Annotated in this window: 22 protein-coding genes; 7 read left to right on the forward strand and 15 right to left on the reverse strand. The window is 69.2% G+C overall.

From position 1 onward, the window contains the following. The first annotated feature begins 5 nt into the window (after positions 1–5). Positions 6–218, forward strand: a complete 213-nt coding sequence (locus MA876_RS08735) for a KTSC domain-containing protein (protein WP_248147830.1) — start codon at positions 6–8, stop codon at positions 216–218. Here MA876_RS08735 and MA876_RS08740 read toward each other — a convergent pair. The 6 genes from MA876_RS08740 to MA876_RS08765 form a co-directional block, all read right to left on the reverse strand. Continuing rightward, a complete protein-coding gene (locus tag MA876_RS08740) occupies positions 215–1126 on the reverse strand; it encodes a siderophore-interacting protein (RefSeq protein WP_248147831.1) in 912 nt (303 codons plus the stop codon). The two genes, MA876_RS08735 and MA876_RS08740, sit on opposite strands and share 4 nt — an antisense overlap. After that, on the reverse strand, positions 1123–1959 hold the full coding sequence (locus tag MA876_RS08745; RefSeq protein WP_248147832.1) for an ABC transporter ATP-binding protein: 837 nt from the start codon (positions 1957–1959) through the stop codon (positions 1123–1125). Before MA876_RS08745 ends, MA876_RS08740 begins: the two co-directional genes overlap by 4 nt. Further along, the gene (locus MA876_RS08750; RefSeq protein WP_248147833.1) at positions 1956–3020 is read right to left on the reverse strand and encodes a FecCD family ABC transporter permease; all 1065 of its coding nucleotides are present in this window, start codon (positions 3018–3020) and stop codon (positions 1956–1958) included. Before MA876_RS08750 ends, MA876_RS08745 begins: the two co-directional genes overlap by 4 nt. Beyond that, a complete protein-coding gene (locus tag MA876_RS08755) occupies positions 3020–4075 on the reverse strand; it encodes a FecCD family ABC transporter permease (RefSeq protein WP_248147834.1) in 1056 nt (351 codons plus the stop codon). Before MA876_RS08755 ends, MA876_RS08750 begins: the two co-directional genes overlap by 1 nt. Further along, complete coding sequence (locus MA876_RS08760; protein WP_248147835.1) at positions 4072–5097, reverse strand: iron-siderophore ABC transporter substrate-binding protein; 1026 nt, start codon at positions 5095–5097, stop codon at positions 4072–4074. The genes MA876_RS08755 and MA876_RS08760 overlap by 4 nt, the downstream gene beginning before the upstream one ends. A gap of 149 nt (positions 5098–5246) precedes the next feature. Further along, entirely contained in the window at positions 5247–5882 is a 636-nt protein-coding gene (locus MA876_RS08765; protein ID WP_248147837.1) for a biotin transporter BioY, read from the reverse strand. Between the two features lie 190 nt (positions 5883–6072). Here MA876_RS08765 and MA876_RS08770 point away from each other — a divergent pair, with 190 nt between their 5' ends. Continuing rightward, positions 6073–7671, forward strand: a complete 1599-nt coding sequence (locus MA876_RS08770) for an ABC-F family ATP-binding cassette domain-containing protein (protein WP_248147839.1) — start codon at positions 6073–6075, stop codon at positions 7669–7671. A 14-nt stretch (positions 7672–7685) separates the two neighbouring features. Here the strand turns inward: MA876_RS08770 and MA876_RS08775 are convergent, their stop codons facing one another. Genes MA876_RS08775 through MA876_RS08790 form a run of 4 tightly spaced genes read right to left on the reverse strand, consistent with a single transcriptional unit; the run spans position 7686 to position 9791 of the window. Continuing rightward, a complete protein-coding gene (locus MA876_RS08775) occupies positions 7686–8546 on the reverse strand; it encodes an SURF1 family cytochrome oxidase biogenesis protein (RefSeq protein WP_248147841.1) in 861 nt (286 codons plus the stop codon). Next, on the reverse strand, positions 8543–8752 hold the full coding sequence (locus tag MA876_RS08780; protein WP_248147843.1) for a hypothetical protein: 210 nt from the start codon (positions 8750–8752) through the stop codon (positions 8543–8545). The genes MA876_RS08775 and MA876_RS08780 overlap by 4 nt, the downstream gene beginning before the upstream one ends. Beyond that, positions 8749–9117, reverse strand: coding sequence for a DUF3099 domain-containing protein (locus MA876_RS08785; RefSeq protein ID WP_248147845.1), 369 nt, complete (start codon positions 9115–9117; stop codon positions 8749–8751). Before MA876_RS08785 ends, MA876_RS08780 begins: the two co-directional genes overlap by 4 nt. 44 nt (positions 9118–9161) lie before the next feature. Next, entirely contained in the window at positions 9162–9791 is a 630-nt protein-coding gene (locus MA876_RS08790; RefSeq protein ID WP_248147847.1) for a DUF4190 domain-containing protein, read from the reverse strand. A 112-nt stretch (positions 9792–9903) separates the two neighbouring features. Here MA876_RS08790 and fabG point away from each other — a divergent pair, with 112 nt between their 5' ends. Then, positions 9904–10614 carry a 3-oxoacyl-ACP reductase FabG gene (gene fabG / locus MA876_RS08795; protein WP_248147848.1) on the forward strand — a complete coding sequence of 237 codons (711 nt, stop codon included), beginning with the start codon at positions 9904–9906 and terminating at the stop codon, positions 10612–10614. Here the strand turns inward: fabG and MA876_RS08800 are convergent. From MA876_RS08800 to MA876_RS08810, 3 genes are read right to left on the reverse strand one after another with little or no spacing between them, the layout of a single operon-like run. Continuing rightward, entirely contained in the window at positions 10611–11303 is a 693-nt protein-coding gene (locus tag MA876_RS08800; RefSeq protein ID WP_248147850.1) for an alpha/beta fold hydrolase, read from the reverse strand. The genes fabG and MA876_RS08800 overlap by 4 nt on opposite strands. Before the next feature lie 32 nt (positions 11304–11335). Further along, on the reverse strand, positions 11336–11971 hold the full coding sequence (serB, locus tag MA876_RS08805; RefSeq protein WP_248147852.1) for a phosphoserine phosphatase SerB: 636 nt from the start codon (positions 11969–11971) through the stop codon (positions 11336–11338). A 21-nt stretch (positions 11972–11992) separates the two neighbouring features. Then, complete coding sequence (locus MA876_RS08810; RefSeq protein WP_248147854.1) at positions 11993–13237, reverse strand: glucose-1-phosphate adenylyltransferase; 1245 nt, start codon at positions 13235–13237, stop codon at positions 11993–11995. A 76-nt stretch (positions 13238–13313) separates the two neighbouring features. Between MA876_RS08810 and glgA the strand changes: the two genes are divergently transcribed. The 3 genes from glgA (at position 13314) to MA876_RS08825 (ending at position 15677) form a co-directional block, all read left to right on the forward strand. Beyond that, positions 13314–14507, forward strand: coding sequence for a glycogen synthase (gene glgA / locus MA876_RS08815; RefSeq protein ID WP_248147855.1), 1194 nt, complete (start codon positions 13314–13316; stop codon positions 14505–14507). 41 nt (positions 14508–14548) lie between these two features. After that, positions 14549–15334: an ABC transporter ATP-binding protein gene (locus MA876_RS08820; protein ID WP_248147856.1), complete on the forward strand. Its 786-nt coding sequence runs from the start codon at positions 14549–14551 to the stop codon at positions 15332–15334. Positions 15335–15428: 94 nt separating this feature from the next. Next, positions 15429–15677, forward strand: coding sequence for a type B 50S ribosomal protein L31 (locus MA876_RS08825; protein WP_248147857.1), 249 nt, complete (start codon positions 15429–15431; stop codon positions 15675–15677). A 71-nt stretch (positions 15678–15748) separates the two neighbouring features. Here MA876_RS08825 and MA876_RS08830 read toward each other — a convergent pair whose 3' ends face one another. Then, positions 15749–16471: a 3'-5' exonuclease gene (locus MA876_RS08830; RefSeq protein WP_248147858.1), complete on the reverse strand. Its 723-nt coding sequence runs from the start codon at positions 16469–16471 to the stop codon at positions 15749–15751. Positions 16472–16552: 81 nt separating this feature from the next. On the opposite strand from MA876_RS08830, the gene MA876_RS08835 reads away from it, so the two are divergent. Then, positions 16553–17452 (forward strand): alpha/beta fold hydrolase, encoded by a 900-nt coding sequence (locus tag MA876_RS08835; protein ID WP_248147859.1) that lies wholly within the window; start codon positions 16553–16555, stop codon positions 17450–17452. Here the strand turns inward: MA876_RS08835 and MA876_RS08840 are convergent. Further along, positions 17412–17966, reverse strand: a complete 555-nt coding sequence (locus MA876_RS08840) for a CGNR zinc finger domain-containing protein (RefSeq protein ID WP_248147860.1) — start codon at positions 17964–17966, stop codon at positions 17412–17414. The two genes, MA876_RS08835 and MA876_RS08840, sit on opposite strands and share 41 nt — an antisense overlap. Between the last annotated feature and the right edge of the window lie 63 nt (positions 17967–18029).

Raw genomic sequence — 18029 nt, forward strand, 5'->3', positions numbered from 1 at the left:
GAGCCGTGCGCAGAGAGTCGATCGAGTCGAGCTTCCTCCGGTCCGTCGGCTACGAGGCCGAGACCGCGGTGCTCGAGATCGAGTTCGCGTCCGGCGACGTGTACCGCTACTTCGCGGTGCCGCCGTCGGTGCATCGGGGATTGATGGATGCCGCGAGCCCGGGCGCCTTCTTCAATCGCACGATCAGCGACAAGTACCCCACCCGACAGCAGTACTAGTTCTCTGCCCTGCCCAGGCGCCAGTAGCCCATGAAGGCGACGGCGCGACGATCGACGCCGCGCTCCGTGACGAGGTGGCGGCGGAGCGTCTTGATCGCACCGGACTCGCCCGCGAGCCATGCGTACAGGGGCGCCTTCTTGAGAGCGGCTCCGCCCTTCGCGGTGCGGGGGACCTCCCACAGGATGTCGGTGTCGATGTCGATCTCCTCGACCTCGGCGCCGCGCCCTTCCGGAGCGAGTTCAGCCGCGGCATCCGATACCGCCGCCACGAGATGCGCGTGGCGGCTCTCGTCGATGCGGCCCGAGACGAAGTACTGGAACCCGGGATGCTGCGGGAAGTACGCGGCATCGTCGGCGTGCGGCAGTTCGGCGACGACGACGCCCGTCGCCTCGGGCGGCAGCTGCTCGAGGATGACGGCGATCGCCGGCGCCGCCGTCTCGTCGCCCACGAGCAGGATGTTCTCGGTCTCGGCCGGCGGCACGAAGTCGATGCCGTAGCTCACTCCCTCGTGCGCCGTCGTGGGACCCCAGATGAGCAGCTCGTCGCCGAGGGCTGCGCGCTCGATCCACTCCGACGCGGGGCCGAGCACGTCGTGCGCGACCATGTCGATGTCGATCTCGCGCTGCGCGTTGCGCACGAACCGCGTCGTATAGGTGCGGAACGGCGGGCGCGCGTCCTCCGGCAGTTCGCGCCACTGCGTGTACCAGTCCTCGCCCGTGGGCATGTCGTCGAGGCTGATCGTGGGCGTGGGGAACACCACCTTGATCCGTTGATCGAGGCCCGGGTCCCCGAAGTGCTCCAGGTCGTCGCCCTGGAACGTGAAGCGGCGGAAGCTCGGCGTCAGGTCGGTGATCGCGATGACGCGGGCGCGGAAGAAGCCGCTCGTGGGCAGAGTCGTGGTCGTCATGAGTCTCTCGAATCGGTGGAAGCGTCCGTCGCGCCGAGGACGTGGTGTCGGCCGCGCGGGAGCACGAGTGGGGTGCCCGAGACCGGATCGGGCATGACCTGCGAGTCCAGGTCGAAGACCTCGCGCACGAGTGCGCTCGTCACGACATCCACCGGCGCGCCGCTCGCGACGAGTCGTCCGTGCTTGAGCGCGAACAGGTGATCGGCGTAGCGCGCCGCGAGGTTGATGTCGTGCAGCACCATCACGATCGTCGTGCCGCGGGAGGCATTGAAATCGGTCAGGAGATCGAGCACCTCGATCTGGTGCGAGACGTCGAGGAAGGTCGTGGGCTCGTCGAGGAGCAGGATGTCGGTCTCCTGTGCGAGCGCCATCGCGATCCACACGCGCTGGCGCTGACCGCCCGACAATTCGTCGATCGCACGATCCGCCAGCTCGAGCACGCCCGTCGCGCGGAGCGCTTCGGTGACGGCGCGGTCGTCCTCCTGCGTCCAGCTGCGGAAGAGCTTCTGGTGCGGATGCCGGCCTCGGCCGACGAGATCGGCCACGACGATGCCCTCGGGGGCGATGGGCTGCTGCGGGAGCAGGCCGAGCGTGCGCGCGAGCTCCTTCGTCGGGATCTGGTCGATGCTCTTGCCGTCGAGGACGACCGCACCGCCCTGCACGGGGACCAGGCGCGAGATGGTCTTGAGGAGCGTCGACTTGCCGCATGCGTTCGCCCCGACGATGACGCTGATGCGTCCGGAGGGGATCTCGAGGTCGATGTCGTCGACGATGGTCGTGCGCCCGTAGCCCGAGACGAGTGCGTCGGTGCGCAGCGTGTGCAGGGCGGTCATGATGATCCTCCGCGGCGGCTGGTTCGGATGAGGAGGTAGAGCAGGTAGGGCGCGCCGAGGATGCCGGTGATGACACCCACGGGGAACTTCGTGTCGAACGCGAACTGCCCGAGCAGGTCGGCCGCGAGCACGAGGACGGCGCCGGTGAGCGCGGCGGGCAGGATGACGGGCACGCCCGGCCCGACGATCCGGGCGGCGATGGGGCCGGAGAGGAACGCGACGAACGCGATCGGTCCCGTGGTCGCCGTCGCGAAGCACGCCAGGGCGACGGCGGCGACGACGAGCAGCACACGCGTGCGGTCGACGCGGACGCCGAGCGCCGTCGCGGAGGCGTCACCCAGTTCGAGCGCGCCGAGGTCGCGGCTGAGCATCAGGACGATCGGGACCAGGATGACGACCGCGAGAAGGAGCGGGGGAACGGCATCCATCCGCGATCCGTTGAGGCTTCCCGTCATCCATCTCGCGGCGACTGCGACGTCGTTGACGTCCGCCCGCACGATCAGGAACGCCACGACGGCGTCGAGCATGGCGCCGACGCCGATGCCGATGAGGATCAGTCGTCCGCCGGTGGACTCGCCACCTCGGGCGGCAAGGTAGATGACGAGGGCTGTCACGATCCCCGCGACGAGCGCGAGGCCCATCGTCGCGGTGTGGCTCCAGTGCAGAACGATCAGCGAGAGGATCGCCGCCGCGCTCGCGCCGGACGTGATGCCGATGACGTCCGGGCTTGCGAGCGGATTGCGCAGCATCGTCTGGAACGTCGCGCCTGCCACGCCGAAGGCGACGCCGGCGAGCACGGCGGTCAGCGCTCGCGGGAGACGCAGGGTGCCGACCGTGAAGGACGCACCCGGCACCTGCTGGCCCATGAGGACGCCGATGACGTCCGAGAAGGGGTAGATCGTGTTGCCGAGCATGAGCATGGCGACGAAGAGGATGACCGTCAGCACCGCGAGAACGGTCAGCGCGACGGTGCGGCGACGGCCGCGCCGCGCGCGTCCCGAGCGAACGAGATCGATGTCGCTCGCGGAGACGGATGCCGCGCTCATGGGCGTCGTCGTCATCAGATCGCCTTCATCCGAGTGCGGCGGGCGATGGCGATGAGCACGGGAGCGCCGAGGAAGGCGGTGATGATGCCGGCTTCGACTTCGCCCGGAGAGCCCAGCACCCGGCCGAGGGTGTCGGCCAGCGTGAGCAGGACCGCGCCGCCGAGCGCCGAGAGCGGGAGCAGCCAGCGCTGGTCGGACCCCGAGACGAGCCGCACGGCGTGCGGGACCATGAGTCCGACGAAGCCGATCGGGCCGGCGACCGCGGTGACCGCGGCGCACAGGGTGACGCCTGCGATCGCGGCGACGATGCGGATGCGACCCACGCGTACGCCGAGACCGACGGCGACGTCGTCGCCGAGAGCGAGGGCGTTCAGCGACGACGCGCACAGGATCGCCACGGCGGCGCCGATGACGAGGATGGGGGCGACCAGAGCCATCGTCTCCCACTCGGCGCGGCCGACGTTGCCGACCTGCCAGTAGCGGAACTCATCCATCGCGTCGCGCCGGGGGAGCAGGATCGCGGCGACGACCGAACTCAACGCGGCCGTCGTCGCCGCTCCGGCGAGTGCCAGTTTGATCGGCGTCGTGCCGCCCGGGCCGACGGAGCCGACGAAGTAGACGAAGAACGCCGTCACGAACGCGCCGACGAGTGCGAGTCCGAGATACCCGAAGGCCCCGGTCGTGCCCAGAAACGCGATGCCGATGACGACGGCGAGCGCGGCGCCCGTGTTGACACCGAGGATGCCGGGGTCGGCGAGCGGATTGCGCGTGATCGCCTGCATGAGTGCGCCCGAGAGTGCCAGGGCGGCCCCCGCGAGCAGGGCGAGCGCCGTGCGCGGGATGCGGCTCTGCACGGCGAGAGCTCCGATGTCGGTCGGCGTCGTGCCGAGGAACCACGACGTGATCCCGTCGACGATCTCGTTCCACGTGACGGGTCGGGACCCGAACGAGAGCGAGAGCACGATCGACACCAGAACGGCGACGATCGCGATTGCGAGCACGACGCCGCGACGCCGCGCGTCCCCCGCGGGGGCGGACGCGCGGCGTCGTGAGACGGCCGTCGAGGTCACTGGACCTTCGCTGCGGCGTCCTCGAGGTCGCCGACGTAGCGGTCGAGCACCCACGGGATGGACAGGGCGGTCGGGCTGACGGCGGCGCTGTACGCGTCGCCCATGCCGACCTCGATGACGGCGCCGTTCTTCACGGCCGAGAGCGTGCTCCACAGCGGGTCGGCCTGCAGGGCTGCGAGCGTCGTGCCGTCGCCGTACGTGACGATGACGTCGACATCGGCCAGCTGATCGGCGTTCTCCGCGCTGAACTCCTCGAAGAACGAACCGCCGGCGGCTGCGTCGACCGCGATCTGCGGCAGATCGAAGCCCAGGTCTCCGAGGAAAGCGGTGCGCGCGTCGCCCTCGGTGTACAGGTAGACCGTCGACAGGTCGGCCGCGGTGATGGAGAAGAACGCCGCCGTCTTGCCGGCGAAGTCGGCATCGGCCGTGGCATCCGCGATCTGGCTCTCGAGGGACGACACGAGCTCGTCGCCCTCGGCGCTCAGACCGAGGCCTTCGGCGTTGACCGTGATCGTGTCGCGCCACGACGTGAACCACGCGACATCGGGGTAGGCGACGACCGGGGCGATCTCGCTGAGCGTGGCGTAGCTCTCTTCATCGAGTCCGGACTGCGCGGCGAGGATGACGTCGGGAGCGGTGTCGGCGACGGCCTCGAAGTCGGTGCCGTCCGAGGTCGTGAACAGCACGGGCTCGTCGCCGCCGAGCTCGTCGATGGCATCTTGCGTCCACTCGTAGACGCCGGGATCGGCGTCGTTGGTCCAGTTCCACACCTGGGTGTCCATGCCCACAGGCACGACACCGAGAGCGAGGGCGACGTCCTGATTGCTCCAGCCGACCGTCGCGACGCGCTCGGGCTTGCTGTCGATCGTGGTCTCGCCGAGAGCGTGCGTGATCGTGATGGGGAACGCCGCGTCGCTTGCGGAGTCATCCGAGCCGGACCCGGCGTCGGTGCCGCTCGCGCAGCCGGTCAGGACGAGTGCTGCGGCCGCCGAGAGGACGAGGGCGGAGCGGAATCGCTTCATATGAGGATCCTTCGCGTATCGAGGAGAGCTGTGGTTAGGACAGCCTTACATTACCCAGGTGACCCTCAGCGTGCGAATCGTGTGACTTTCCGGGGGTGCGGAAACGACGGAGCGCCCCGTCTCCTGGACGGGGCGCTCCGCGAAGCGGGTCAGGCGCGCTTGGCGCGATCGGCCTTGCGGGCGAGCCACCAGGCGGCCGGCACCAGCAGCGCGGCGAAGGCGGCCTTGATGAGCCCGGGCACGATGAACGGCAGGACGCCGGCATCCATCACCGACGCGAACGTCACCTCGACGCCGAGCACGGTCGCGAGGATGAGCGCCATGTAGGGCACGCCGACGAGGAACGGCACGATGCTCGCCGCGACGAAGCCGACGAAGGCGAGGACGGGCTTGCGGTCCCACGCGCGCTCTGCGAACCACCCGGCGATGAACGCCGCCGGGATGAAACCGAGGATGAAGCCGAACGAGGGGGAGAGGACGTAGGCCGGTCCGGCGACGGGGCCGGCGAAGATCGGCAGCCCGGCGAGGCCCAGCAGCATGTAGGTCGTGAGGGATGCCGCACCCCGGCGTGCCCCGAGCGCGGCGCCGACGACGATCACGCCGAGTGTCTGACCCGTGATCGGGATCGGACCGATGAAGAACGAGACCTTCGCAAGGAGAGCCACGAGAGCGACACCCGCGAGGACGAGGCCCGCGTCGACGGCGAACGCGCGGGCGCGGGTCGACGGGCGGGCGATGAGGTCGGCGAGAACGAGGCGGCGAGGTGCGGCGGCGATGGCAGACATGCGCTCAGCCTAGAGCGTCCCATGTGCACATTCATGAACGGTGTCCACGAATCCGGCGACTCGCGATCGTCGGTTCTGTCCAGTGGCGACGCGACGCACGAGCGGGCTTTCGCTCAGGCAACGGCGGTAGACTCGGAGATCGGCCGATCGGCCACATCCCCCACTCCACCGACGGATCGGACCCTTCGCCGTGCTCGCCGTACACGATCTCGAGATCCGCGTCGGCGCGCGCGTGCTCATGTCCGACGTCTCGTTCCGTGTGTCGGCCGGTGACAAGGTCGGTCTCGTCGGCCGCAACGGAGCCGGCAAGACGACGCTCACGAAGGTCCTCGCGGGCGACCTCATGCCGGCTGACGGCAAGGTCGAGCGCAGCGGCGAACTCGGCTATCTTCCGCAGGATCCGCGCTCGGGCGACCCGTCGATGCTGGCGCGTACCCGCATCCTCGACGCCCGCGGGCTCGGCACGCTCGCGATCGAGATGCACGACGCCACCCTCGCGATGGGCGATGCCGACGAGAAGGTCGCCGCGAAGGCGATGAAGCGCTATGCGCACCTCACGGAGCGCTTCGAGGCGCTCGGGGGCTATGCGGCCGAGGCCGAGGCCGCGATCATCTCGAACAACCTCTCGCTGCCCGACCGCATCCTCGACCAGCCGCTGTCGACGCTGTCAGGTGGTCAGCGCCGTCGCATCGAGCTCGCCCGCATCCTGTTCTCCGACGCCGAGTCGATGATCCTCGACGAGCCCACCAACCACCTCGACGCCGACAGTGTCGTGTGGCTGCGCGAGTTCCTCAAGAACTACAAGGGCGGGCTCATCGTGATCAGCCACGATGTCGAACTCGTCGGCGAGACGGTCAACCGGGTCTTCTACCTCGACGCGAACCGCCAGGTCATCGACACGTACAACATGAACTGGAAGAACTACCTGCGCCAGCGCGTGGCCGACGAGGAACGCCGCAAGAAGGAGCGTGTCAACGTCGAGAAGAAGGCGACGCAGCTGCAGATGCAGGCGGCCCGATTCGGGGCGAAGGCCTCCAAGGCCGCTGCCGCGCACCAGATGGTCGCGCGTGCCGAGAAGATGCTCTCCGGGCTGGACGACGTACGGCAGGAGGATCGCGTCGCAAAGCTGCGGTTCCCCAAGCCCGCCCCGTGCGGCAAGACGCCGCTCATGGCGTCCGGACTGTCGAAGTCGTACGGCTCGCTCGAGATCTTCACCGACGTCGATCTCGCGATCGACCGCGGCTCGAAGGTCGTCATCCTCGGTCTGAACGGTGCCGGCAAGACGACTCTCCTGCGCATCCTCGCGGGCGTCGACAAGCCCGACACCGGGCAGCTCGAACCCGGACACGGTCTCAAGATCGGCTATTACGCGCAGGAGCACGAGAACCTCGACGTGAACCGCTCCGTGCTCGAGAACATGATGTCGGCCGCGCCCGACATCACCGCGACCGAGGCGCGCAAGGTGCTCGGCTCGTTCCTGTTCACGGGCGACGATGTGCTCAAGCCCGCGGGGGTGTTGTCGGGCGGTGAGAAGACGCGCTTGTCGCTCGCGACGCTCGTGGTCTCCTCGGCCAACATGCTGCTGCTCGACGAGCCGACGAACAACCTCGACCCCGCGTCGCGCGAGGAGATCCTCGGCGCTCTCGCGCACTACGAGGGCGCCGTCGTCCTCGTCTCGCACGACGAGGGCGCCGTGATGGCGCTCAATCCCGAGCGCGTCCTCATCCTGCCCGACGGCGTCGAGGACATCTGGGGCAAGGACTACGCCGACTTGATCACGCTCGCCTGACGTACGCCGAACTCTCAGCGCGCGTCGAGCAGGGCGTCCTCGTCCTCCGCGTCGCGGTCGCGACGGGGGGATGCCGCGGGCCGGCGAGGCGCGGTGACGCCGGCCGCGGCGTCCTCCGCATCCTCTTTCCGGTGTCGCAGCTCGGTGCGGATCACGTAGCCGATGAAGATGAAGCCCATGATCGCGAACAGGATCCACTGGATCGCGTACGACAGATGAGGGCCCGGGTCCTCCGTCGGTGCCTCGAGGGCGTTCGGCATGGTCGCCGCCGCGGGGTCCTCGGACACGACGATGCCGTACGCTCCCTGCTCGAGATCGGCGGCGGTCTCGGGCGAGACGGCATCGGCGATGATCGGCAGGTTGATGTTGGGGACCTTGCCGTCATCGGCGGATCGCCCGCCGCTCGGAGCTGCCTCACCCGGGCGTACACGGGCGATCACGGTGACTTCGCCCTCGGGCGCGCCGGGGACGACATCGGGGTCGGGCTGATGCTCGCCCGGCGGAACCCAGCCGCGATTGAGCACGACGACGCGACCATCCGTGAGCCGGATCGGCACCAGCACCTCGAACGCCGCGGTGCCGCCGTGCGGACGGTTGCGCACGAGCAGCTGATCGTCCGTGAGGTACTCGCCGACCAGTTCGACTGGCTGCCACTCGTCGAGCGGGTCGAGTGCGCCGTCCGGGGCCAGCACGTCCGAGAGCGCGACGGGGGGAGCGTCGTAGTTCGCCTCGACGAGGGCGAGCTGAGCCGCACGTGCCGAGTTCCGCGTGAACTGCCAGTTCGAGAGGAAGGCGCACGCGATCGCGAAGACGATCGCGACGGCGACGTAGGCGGTCCACCGGACGGCCGCCGGCGCCGATGCGCGACGGCTCACGAGACGACCTCGAGCGCTGCGACCTCGAGGGGGAAGTCCCGCGCTGCGAGGAAGGACCGCAGGTAGTCGACGTGCTCGTCGCACGCGACCCACGTCTTGCGCCGCTCGGGCCCATGGATCCTGGGGTTGCGCCAGTCGATCCGCCAGCTCGCCTGCGCGCGGCATCCCGCCCGCGAACACGTGCGGTCGACGTCGTCCCCGATCACGCGTCGTCGTCCTTCTGCGGCGACGGCGCGAGCGCGGGGCTCTCCTGGATGCGGATCACGCCGGTCGTGTCGTCGGACGCAGACGGCGAGGGATGCTGCGGCAGCGCCCGCTCCGGGTTCTCGGGGTCTGCACCGCCGACATCGCTGCCGACGTTGGCCAGAACGACGGCGATGTAGGGGAGGAAGACGGCGCCCGCACCGAGGACCCACGTGTACCAGCCGTAGGGCGTGATGACGATCATCAGGATGATGCACACGATGCGCACGCCCATCATGATGAGGTACCGCTGCGTGCGCCCGTGCGCGTCATCCTGCGGCGACGCGGGAAGCGAGGTCGCAGACGGGCGTTCCGACGAGTTCCTCACGCTTCCAGAGTACGCCGCTCGTGGCGCGGGGGACCGCCTCTCCTCTACGAGTAGCGACCGTTGTCGGCCGCGACGGCGAAGACGAAGATCGACAGGAAGATGATTCCGACGAGGACGACGATCGCGAGGCCGACCCAGCCGACGATCACGCCCGCGAGGGCCATGCCTCGACCACCCTCACCCGTCTGCTTGATCTGCTTCAGTGAGATGTGGCCCGTGATCACGGCGGCCAGGTTGCCGATGAAAGGCAGGATCCATAGGAATCCGACGATGCTCGCGACGAGCGACACGATCGCGAGAGTGTTGGTCCTGGCAGGTGCGTAGCCGTATCCGTAGGCAGGTGCCGGTGCGCCGTACGCGGGTGCGCCGTACGCGGGCGGAGCCGCCTGGTACGGCGGCGGGTAGGCACCCGGCGCGGCGGCGGGTGCACCGTAGCCGGGTGCGGCGGACGGAGCCGCGTCGCCCGCGGGTGGGGCACCGTAGGTGGGGCCAGCGCCGTACGGCGGCTCGGCGGGCTGCGCCGGCGGCGTATAGGCAGGCGGGGCGGTGTACGCGGGCGGCGGCGTATAGGCGGGCGGCGTGTACGGCGGCGGGACGGTGCCCTCTGCCGGCGGAACCGCGCCCTCTGCCGGCGGAGTGGGCTCGGCGGGCGTGGAGGAGTCGGGAGTGCTCACGGTGCGGCCTTTCGTCGTTAGTGGCTCCAGGCTTCCAGCGTGCGGCCTCGGGTGTCAAACGCCGCGCCGATAGGCTGGGGCGGTTCCATCCCCGTCGTTCAGGAGTATCGCCATGACCACCGACCGCGTCGTCCTCGTCACCGGAGGCAATCGTGGCATCGGCCGCGCGATCGCCGCGCGCTTCGTCGCCGAGGGCTATCGGGTCGCGGTGACCGCTCGCTCCGGCGAAGGCCCCGAAGGGACGTTCACGGTCCGGGCGGACGTGACCGACTCGGCTGCGCTCGATGCGGCCTTCACTGCGGTCGAGAACGAGCTGGGATCCGTCGAGGTCGTCGTCGCGAACGCGGGCATCACGAAGGACACGCTGCTGCTGCGGATGAGCGAGGACGACTTCGACTCGGTCGTCGCGACGAATCTCGGCGGGACCTTCCGCGTCGTCAAGCGCGCGTCGAAGGGGATGCTGCGCGCCCGCTGGGGTCGCGTCATCCTCATCTCGTCCGTCGTCGGCCTCTACGGCTCGGCCGGGCAGATCAACTACTCATCGTCGAAGGCCGCCCTCGTCGGCTTCGCGCGGTCGCTCACGCGCGAACTCGGCGCGCGGGGCATCACGGCGAACGTCGTGGCTCCGGGCTTCATCGAGACCGACATGACCTCCGAGCTGCCCGAAGACACGCAGGCCGAGTACAAGAAGAACATCCCGGCCGGGCGCTTCGCGACCGCAGACGAGGTCGCCGGCGTCGTCACGTGGCTCGCCTCGGACGACGCCGCCTACATCTCAGGCGCCGTCATCCCCGTCGACGGCGGCCTCGGCATGGGCCACTAGCGCGCTGCGGCGACGATCGCCTGGCCGAGTTCGGCGGGCTTCGAGAACTGAGGCCAGTGACCGGTGCCGAGGCGGACGACCTCGGCATCCTGGATCGAGGCGAACTCGTCGGCGTATGGTCCCCACTGCGTGATGACCTGACGGAACGTCGCGTCGTCCATCCCGCCTGACAGCAGTGTCACGGGCACCGTGTGGCGACGACCCTCGCCGAGCGCGATCGGATCGGTCGGCACGCGTGCGGGCACGCTCTTCGCCGCCGGCGCGGTGCGAGCCCTCGTCTCGGCGTCCAGGTCGGCGACGTCGTCGTCGTCGAAGAAGTCCCACCCCGGGAACGGGATGACGCCGTCGACGACGTCGAATTCCGAGATCTGACCGCCCTCGGGCGGGGCGACCGTGTCGACGAAGACGACGCGCGCGACGCGATCCGGTCGCGCCTCGGCGGCCGCCCATGCGACGTTGCCGCCACCGCTGTGCCCGACCACGACGACCGGTGCGTCGACGCGGTCGATCTCGGCGACGACGGCGTCGACCCAGTCCTGGATGCCGATGTCGGCAGACTCCGCAGCGGTGGCACCGACGCCGGGCATGGTGAGCGCGTGGGTTCGATGGCCCGCCGCCTCGATCGTGGGTATGACGTCGCTCCAGGAATCGGCGTCGAGCCAGAGGCCGGGGATGAGGATGATCTCCATGTCTCGACGCTACCGGCGGCCCCCGACACGCGTCAGGGGAGGAGCGGGATGACCTCGCGCAGATCGACGGGACCGATGACCAGATCGGCCTGCGCCCGCACGGCGGGCTTGGCATTGAAGGCGAGACCGAGGCCCGCGGCATCCATCATCTTCAGATCATTCGCGCCGTCGCCGATCGCGATCGTCTGCGACGCGGGGATCGCGTCGGCGCCCGCCCACTCGAGCAGCGAGAACGCCTTGGCGGCGGCATCCACGATTCCGCCTTCGACCTGCCCCGTCAGCGCGCCGCCCCGCACCGCGAGCCGATTCGCCCGCCACACGTCGACGCCGAGGTCGGGAGCGATCGTGTCGAGGATCTCGTGGAAGCCGCCCGAGACGACGCCGACGCGGCCGCCGCGGGCGTGGACGGCGTGGATGAGCTCGTGCACGCCCGGCGTGGGCTCGATGCGGGCGAGCACGCGCGCGAACGCCGTCACCGGCACGCCTTCGAGCGCAGCGACGCGCGAGCGCAGGCTCGTCGCGAAATCGACCTCGCCACGCATCGCCGCTTCCGTCGCGGCGGCGACCTCCGGCCCGCGCCCCGCCTCGTCGGCGAGCAGTTCGATCACCTCGTTGCGGATGAGCGTCGAATCGGCGTCGAGCACGACGAGGAACCGAGGATCAGGCATCCCCCAAAACTACCGCCGGAATCAGCGCGGGACGCGCATCCCCTTGCCGACGACCGTGATGCCCGTTTCGGTGATCGTGAAGCCCTGCGCGAGGTCCTTCTCACGATCGACACCGACGGTTGCGCCGTCTTCGAGCACGACGTTCTTGTCGAGGATGGCGCGGGCGATGCGCGCCCCTGCTCCGACCTGCACGTGATCGAACAGCACCGCGTCGGTGATCGTCGATCCGCCTCCGGCGAGGGTCCACGGGCCGACGACGCTGCGTTCGAGATGCGTGCCCGACAGGACCGAGCCGAGCGAGACGACCGAGTCGATCGCGGTGCCGATGCGCCCGACCGAGTCGCGCACGAACTTCGCGGGCGGCGAGTTCACCGCCTGCGAGTGGATCGGCCAGTCGGTGTTGTACAGGTTGAAGATCGGCAGCGTCGAGATGAGGTCCATGTGCGCGTCGAAGAACGACTCGATGGTTCCGACATCCCGCCAGTAGTACCGGTCGCGGTCGGTCGACCCGGGCACATCGTTGCGGTTCATGTCGTAGACCCCGGCCTCGCCGCGACCGACGAAGTACGGGACGATGTCGCCGCCCATGTCGTGGTTGGAGGTCGCGAGCTCGCCATCGGACTCGACGGCCTCGATCAGGGCGTCGGTGTCGAAGATGTAGTTGCCCATCGACGCCAGCACTTCGCCGGGAGAGTCCGCGAGCCCCGTCGGATCCTGGGGCTTCTCGAGGAAGTCGCGGATCTTCACGGGATCCTCGGGGTCGACGTCGATGACGCCGAACTGGTTGGCCAGTGCGATGGGCTGACGGATGCCGGCGACCGTCGCGCGTGCGCCGGACTCGATGTGCGCCGTGAGCATCTGGCGGAAGTCCATGCGGTAGACGTGGTCGGCGCCGATCACGATGACGATGTCGGGCTTCTCGTCGGTGATGAGGTTGAGGCTCTGCAGGATCGCGTCGGCCGAGCCCGAGAACCAGCGCTTGCCGAGGCGCTGCTGGGCGGGGACGGATGCCACGTAGGAGTCGAGCAGGGCCGACATGCGCCACGTCTGCGAGATGTGGCGGTCGAGACTGTGCGACTTGTACTGCGTCAGGACGACGAGCTGGCGAAGACCCGAGTTGATGAGGTTCGAGATCGCGAAGTCGATGAGCCGGTATTGGCCGCCGAAGGGCACGGCGGGCTTCGCTCTGTCTGCCGTGAGGGGCATGAGGCGCTTTCCCTCGCCGCCGGCGAGGATGATTCCGAAGACCTTCGGCGCTGATGGCATGGCACCACCCTAGATCCGCGCGGCCATCCCTGTCAGCGGGTTTTCATGCCGTGTCGCGTGCATTAGGTTGCGAGTCATGCGCGTCGACATCGTCACCAAGGAGTACCCGCCCGAGATCTACGGGGGAGCGGGAGTCCATGCGACCGAGCTCGTGAAGGCCCTGCGCGCGTCGATCGACGTCGAGGTGCGGGCGTTCGGCGCGCAGCGCGACGAGCCGGGCACGACCTCGTACGGTGTCCCGGTCGAGCTTCAGGGCGCGAACGCGGCCGTTCAGACGCTGGGCACGGATCTTGAGATCGTGACGGATGTCGCGGGCGCCGACGTCGTGCACAGTCACACCTGGTACGCCAACTTCGCAGGGCACCTCGCGAGCCTGCTGCACGGCATCCCGCACATCGTCACGGCTCACTCCCTCGAGCCGCTCCGGCCGTGGAAGGCCGAGCAGCTGGGCGGGGGCTACGCCGTGTCGAGCTACATCGAGAAGACCGCCTACGAGGGCGCCGCGGCGGTCGTGGCCGTGTCGAACGGCATGCGCGACGACATCCTGCGCAGCTACCCCGCGCTGGACCCCGACAAGGTGCGGGTGATCTACAACGGCATCGACGTCGAGGCGTGGCATCCCGTCGTAGATCCGCCCCTCCTCGCCGAGCTCGGCGTCGACGCGTCGCGGCCGTCGGTCGTCTTCGTGGGCCGCATCACGCGGCAGAAGGGCCTGCCCTACTTCCTGCGCGCCGCCGAGCTGCTGCCCGCCGACGTCCAGGTCATCCTGTGCGCCGGCGCGCCGGACACGCCGCAGATCATGACCGAGGTCGAGGACCTCGTGCGGGGACTCCAGCAGACGCGCGACGGTGTCGTATGGATCGATCGGATGCTGTCGCGCCACGAGCTGTGCACGATCCTCTCGGCGGCCACGACCTTCGTCTGCCCGTCCGTCTACGAGCCCCTCGGCATCGTGAACCTCGAGGCCATGGCGTGCGGCGCCGCCGTCGTGGGCACCGCGACCGGCGGCATCCCCGAAGTCGTCGTCGACGGCGTCACGGGCCGGCTCGTGCCGATCGAGCAGGTGCAGGACGGCACCGGCACGCCCGTGGACCCCGAGCGCTTCGTCGCCGACCTCGCACGGGTGCTCACCGAGGTGGTCTCGGATCCCGCCCGGGCTGCCGCGTTCGGGGCGGCGGGTCGCGAACGCGCGGCGAACGAGTTCAGCTGGGCGCGCATCGCCGAGCAGACCGAGGCGCTCTACACGGAAGTCGTCGGCGCGCGGGGGTGAGGCGCGGCGGCACCACCCGCCTCGCCCGATAGGCTGGACGCATGCCGCAGGTGCTCGAGTTCTCCGACGTCGTCGTCCGCAGGAACGCCCGTGACATCGTCGATCACGTCACGTGGTCCGTGCAGGATGACGAGCGGTGGGTGGTCCTCGGCCCCAACGGCGCCGGCAAGACCACGGTGCTGCAGCTGGCCGACACGCTCCTGCATCCGACCTCGGGTGTCGTCACGATCCTGGGGGAGCGGCTCGGGAGGACGGATGTCTTCGACCTGCGTCCCCGTATCGGGCTCGCATCCTCGGCCATGGCGCGTCGGGTGCCGCCCGAAGAGACTGTGCTCGACGTCGTGCTCACGGCCGCGTTCGCGGTGCTCGGCCGCTGGCGCGAGGCCTACGAGGACATCGACGAGCGCCGCGCGCTGCGGGTCCTGGCGGAGTGGAAGCTCGATCACCTCGCCGATCGCACCTTCGGCACACTGAGCGACGGCGAGCAGAAGCGCGTGCAGATCGCTCGGGCGATCATGACCGACCCCGAACTTCTTCTGCTCGACGAGCCCACCGCGAGCCTCGACCTCGGCGCACGTGAAGAACTGCTCACTCTGCTGGGCGGGTACGCGCAGGCGCCGTCGACGCCTGCCATGATCATGGTGACGCATCACGTGGAGGAGATCCCGGTCGGCTTCACGCACGTCCTCCTGCTCCGTGACGGAGCCGTCGTGTCGGCCGGACCGCTGCGCGAGACCCTGACGGCCGAGGCCTTGGCCGAGACGTTCGGGGTCGAGATCGTGCTCAGCGAGGCCGACGGCCGGTACGCCGCGCGTGCGGCGTCCTGACTCCCGTCTGGTAAGCTAGATGGTTGGTGCGCTTGCACCATTCAGACTTTGTCCGCTCTGGCAAAATCCAGGGCATCACACTAAAGGACTTCCCATGAAGACTGACATCCACCCCGAGTACCAGGCCGTCGTGTTCCGCGACCTCGGTTCGGGCGAGACCTTCCTCACGCGCTCGACCGTCACGAGCAGCAAGACGATCGAGCTCGACGGCGTCGAGTACCCCGTCATCGACGTCGAGATCTCGTCGGCCTCGCACCCGTTCTACACGGGCAAGCAGCGCATCATGGACTCGGCCGGTCGCGTCGAGAAGTTCAACCAGCGCTTCAAGAACTTCGGCAAGTAAGTTCCGCGTTCACGAAAGCCCCGCTCCTGCGGGGCTTTCGTCGTTCGAGGGTTCGTCGTCCCGGGGTCCACTCAGCGCACGGGCCAGGTTCCGTCGAGGCGGTCGTGGGGGTCGATCCGGCCGATGCGGATGAAGTACTCCGTCAGACTGTCGGCCTGCGCACGGGCCCAGCCGATCTGGCGCGTATGCAGTTCCTGCGCGCTCCCCGGCAGCCACGCCGCGTAGCGCTCGGCGAGCGCCTGTGCGACCCGACCGGCGGCGATGGCATCGGCCGACGCCTCGTGCGCGTCGTCGAGCCGCACGGCATAGTGCGCCGCGACGACCGAGAGCGTGCGCTTGCCGCGACGGTATCGGTCGTACCGCTTGTCCATGACGAGGGGGTCGATGACGGGCGCGGGGGAGTCGAGCGGCTCGATGCCGTTGCGCAGGGCCTCGTGGTGCAGGAGCGAGAAGTCGTAGGCCGCGTTGTACGCGACGACGGGGATGCCGGCATCCAGCAGTCCGCGCAGCGACGCGACGATCTCGCGGACGACCTCGCCGGCCGGGCGCCCGTCCGCGCGCGCTCGAGCGGTGGTGATTCCGTGGATCGCCGATGCCGCTTCGGGAATGAGGATGCCGGGATCGGCGAGCCAGCGCCGCTCGCGGACGACGGTGCCTGCGGCATCCAGCACACCGACGTACGCCGTGACGATGCGATCGCCCGCGACGTCCACCCCGGTCGTCTCGAGATCGAAGACGCCGACGACCTCGACCCACTCCGGCCGCCCGAAGAGGGGGAGCACGTCCGATCGCATGCCCCAGACGGTATGCGACGCCTCCGACATCGCGCGTGCGCCCCGCCCGACTTCTCAGGACCGGGCTCGTACAATCGATCCGTGACCCTCGCGAACCCCTATGCCCCGCTGCTCGATGCGATTCCGGTCGAGCGCCGCGAGGTCGAGGTGATGGGATCCACGACCGTCTACTGGGTCTACGGTCCGGACGACGCCGAGACGACGATCCTCGCCGTCCACGGCTACCGCGGCGAGCACCACGGGCTCGAGCCGATCGTCGCGCATCTGCCTGGCACCCGGGTGATCTCTCCCGACCTGCCGGGCTTCGGCGAGACGCCGCCGATCCCGGGCCGCACGCACGACCTCGACACCTACGTCGCGTGGCTGACCGCGTTCTCGGCGGCCACCGCACAGGGAGCCGTGCTCATCGGTCACTCCTTCGGCTCGATCGTGAGCGCCGCAGCCGTCGCCGCCGGTCTCCCGACGCCGCGGCTCGTGCTCATCAACCCGATCGGCGCACCGGCGCTCGAGGGCAGCAAGGGCTTCCTCACCCGACTCGCGATCGTCTATTACCAGGTCGGCGCGAAGCTCCCCGAGAGCGTCGGCGACAAGCTCCTGCGGAGCAAGGCCGTCGTTCGCATCATGAGCGCCTCGATGACGAACTCGAAGGACCCGGCGATCCGCCGATTCGTGCGCGATCAGCACGACCTCTACTTCTCGCGCTTCTCGGATCGCACGGTGCTGCACGAGGGCTTCCTCGCGTCGGTGTCGAACGATGTGCGGGTCTCGGCGCCGCTCATCGACGTCCCGACGCTCCTCATCGCGGCGCAGGAGGACGAGATCACGAACATCGACGACGTCCGCCGTCTCGCGACGCTGTTCGCCGACGTCGAGCTCGTCGAGATCCCGAACGTCGGGCACCTCATCCACTACGAGACGCCGCAGGTCGCGGCGTCGGCCATCATGCGGTTCGTCGCGCCTTCCGCTCCCGGTACGCGTTGACGTTCATGCGGTTGCCGCAGTTGCCGGTGTCGCAGTAGCGCTTGGACCCGTTGCGCGAGAAGTCGACGTAGACGGATTCGCAGTCGTCGGCGTCGCACACGCGCACGCGGTCGTACTCATCGGAGCGGATGACGTCGACGAACGCCATAGCGGCTTCGACGAGGATCCTGGTGGCAAGGGATGCGTCGTCCGGTGTCGCGTGGATGTGCCAGTCGAAATCGTCGTGCTTGGACAGCTGGGGGAGTGCTTGCCCGTCGCGCAGCATCTCGTTGACGAGCGGGACTGCGGATTCGCGGTCCACGTCCCACAACTGCCGCAGGCGGGGACGGATGGCGCGGACCGCCGCGATCTCGGTTGCGTCGCGCCGGATCGTGCCGGTGTAGGGGTTGACCATCAGGTACGCACCGAGGTCGTCGGCGGTCTGCAGCGTGTCTTCTCCGTCGTACCCGGGAAGAGTGTTCACGAGGTGCACGGCGGCGTCGAGCGCTTGCCGTGTGTCATTGATGAAAACCATGTTGACTCCTGACATCCCGATCCGGTACCGTCACCAGTGTAACCACGCTTGACTCATGACAGA

This window comes from Microbacterium aoyamense (genome assembly GCF_023155855.1).
GTDB lineage: Bacteria > Actinomycetota > Actinomycetes > Actinomycetales > Microbacteriaceae > Microbacterium > Microbacterium aoyamense.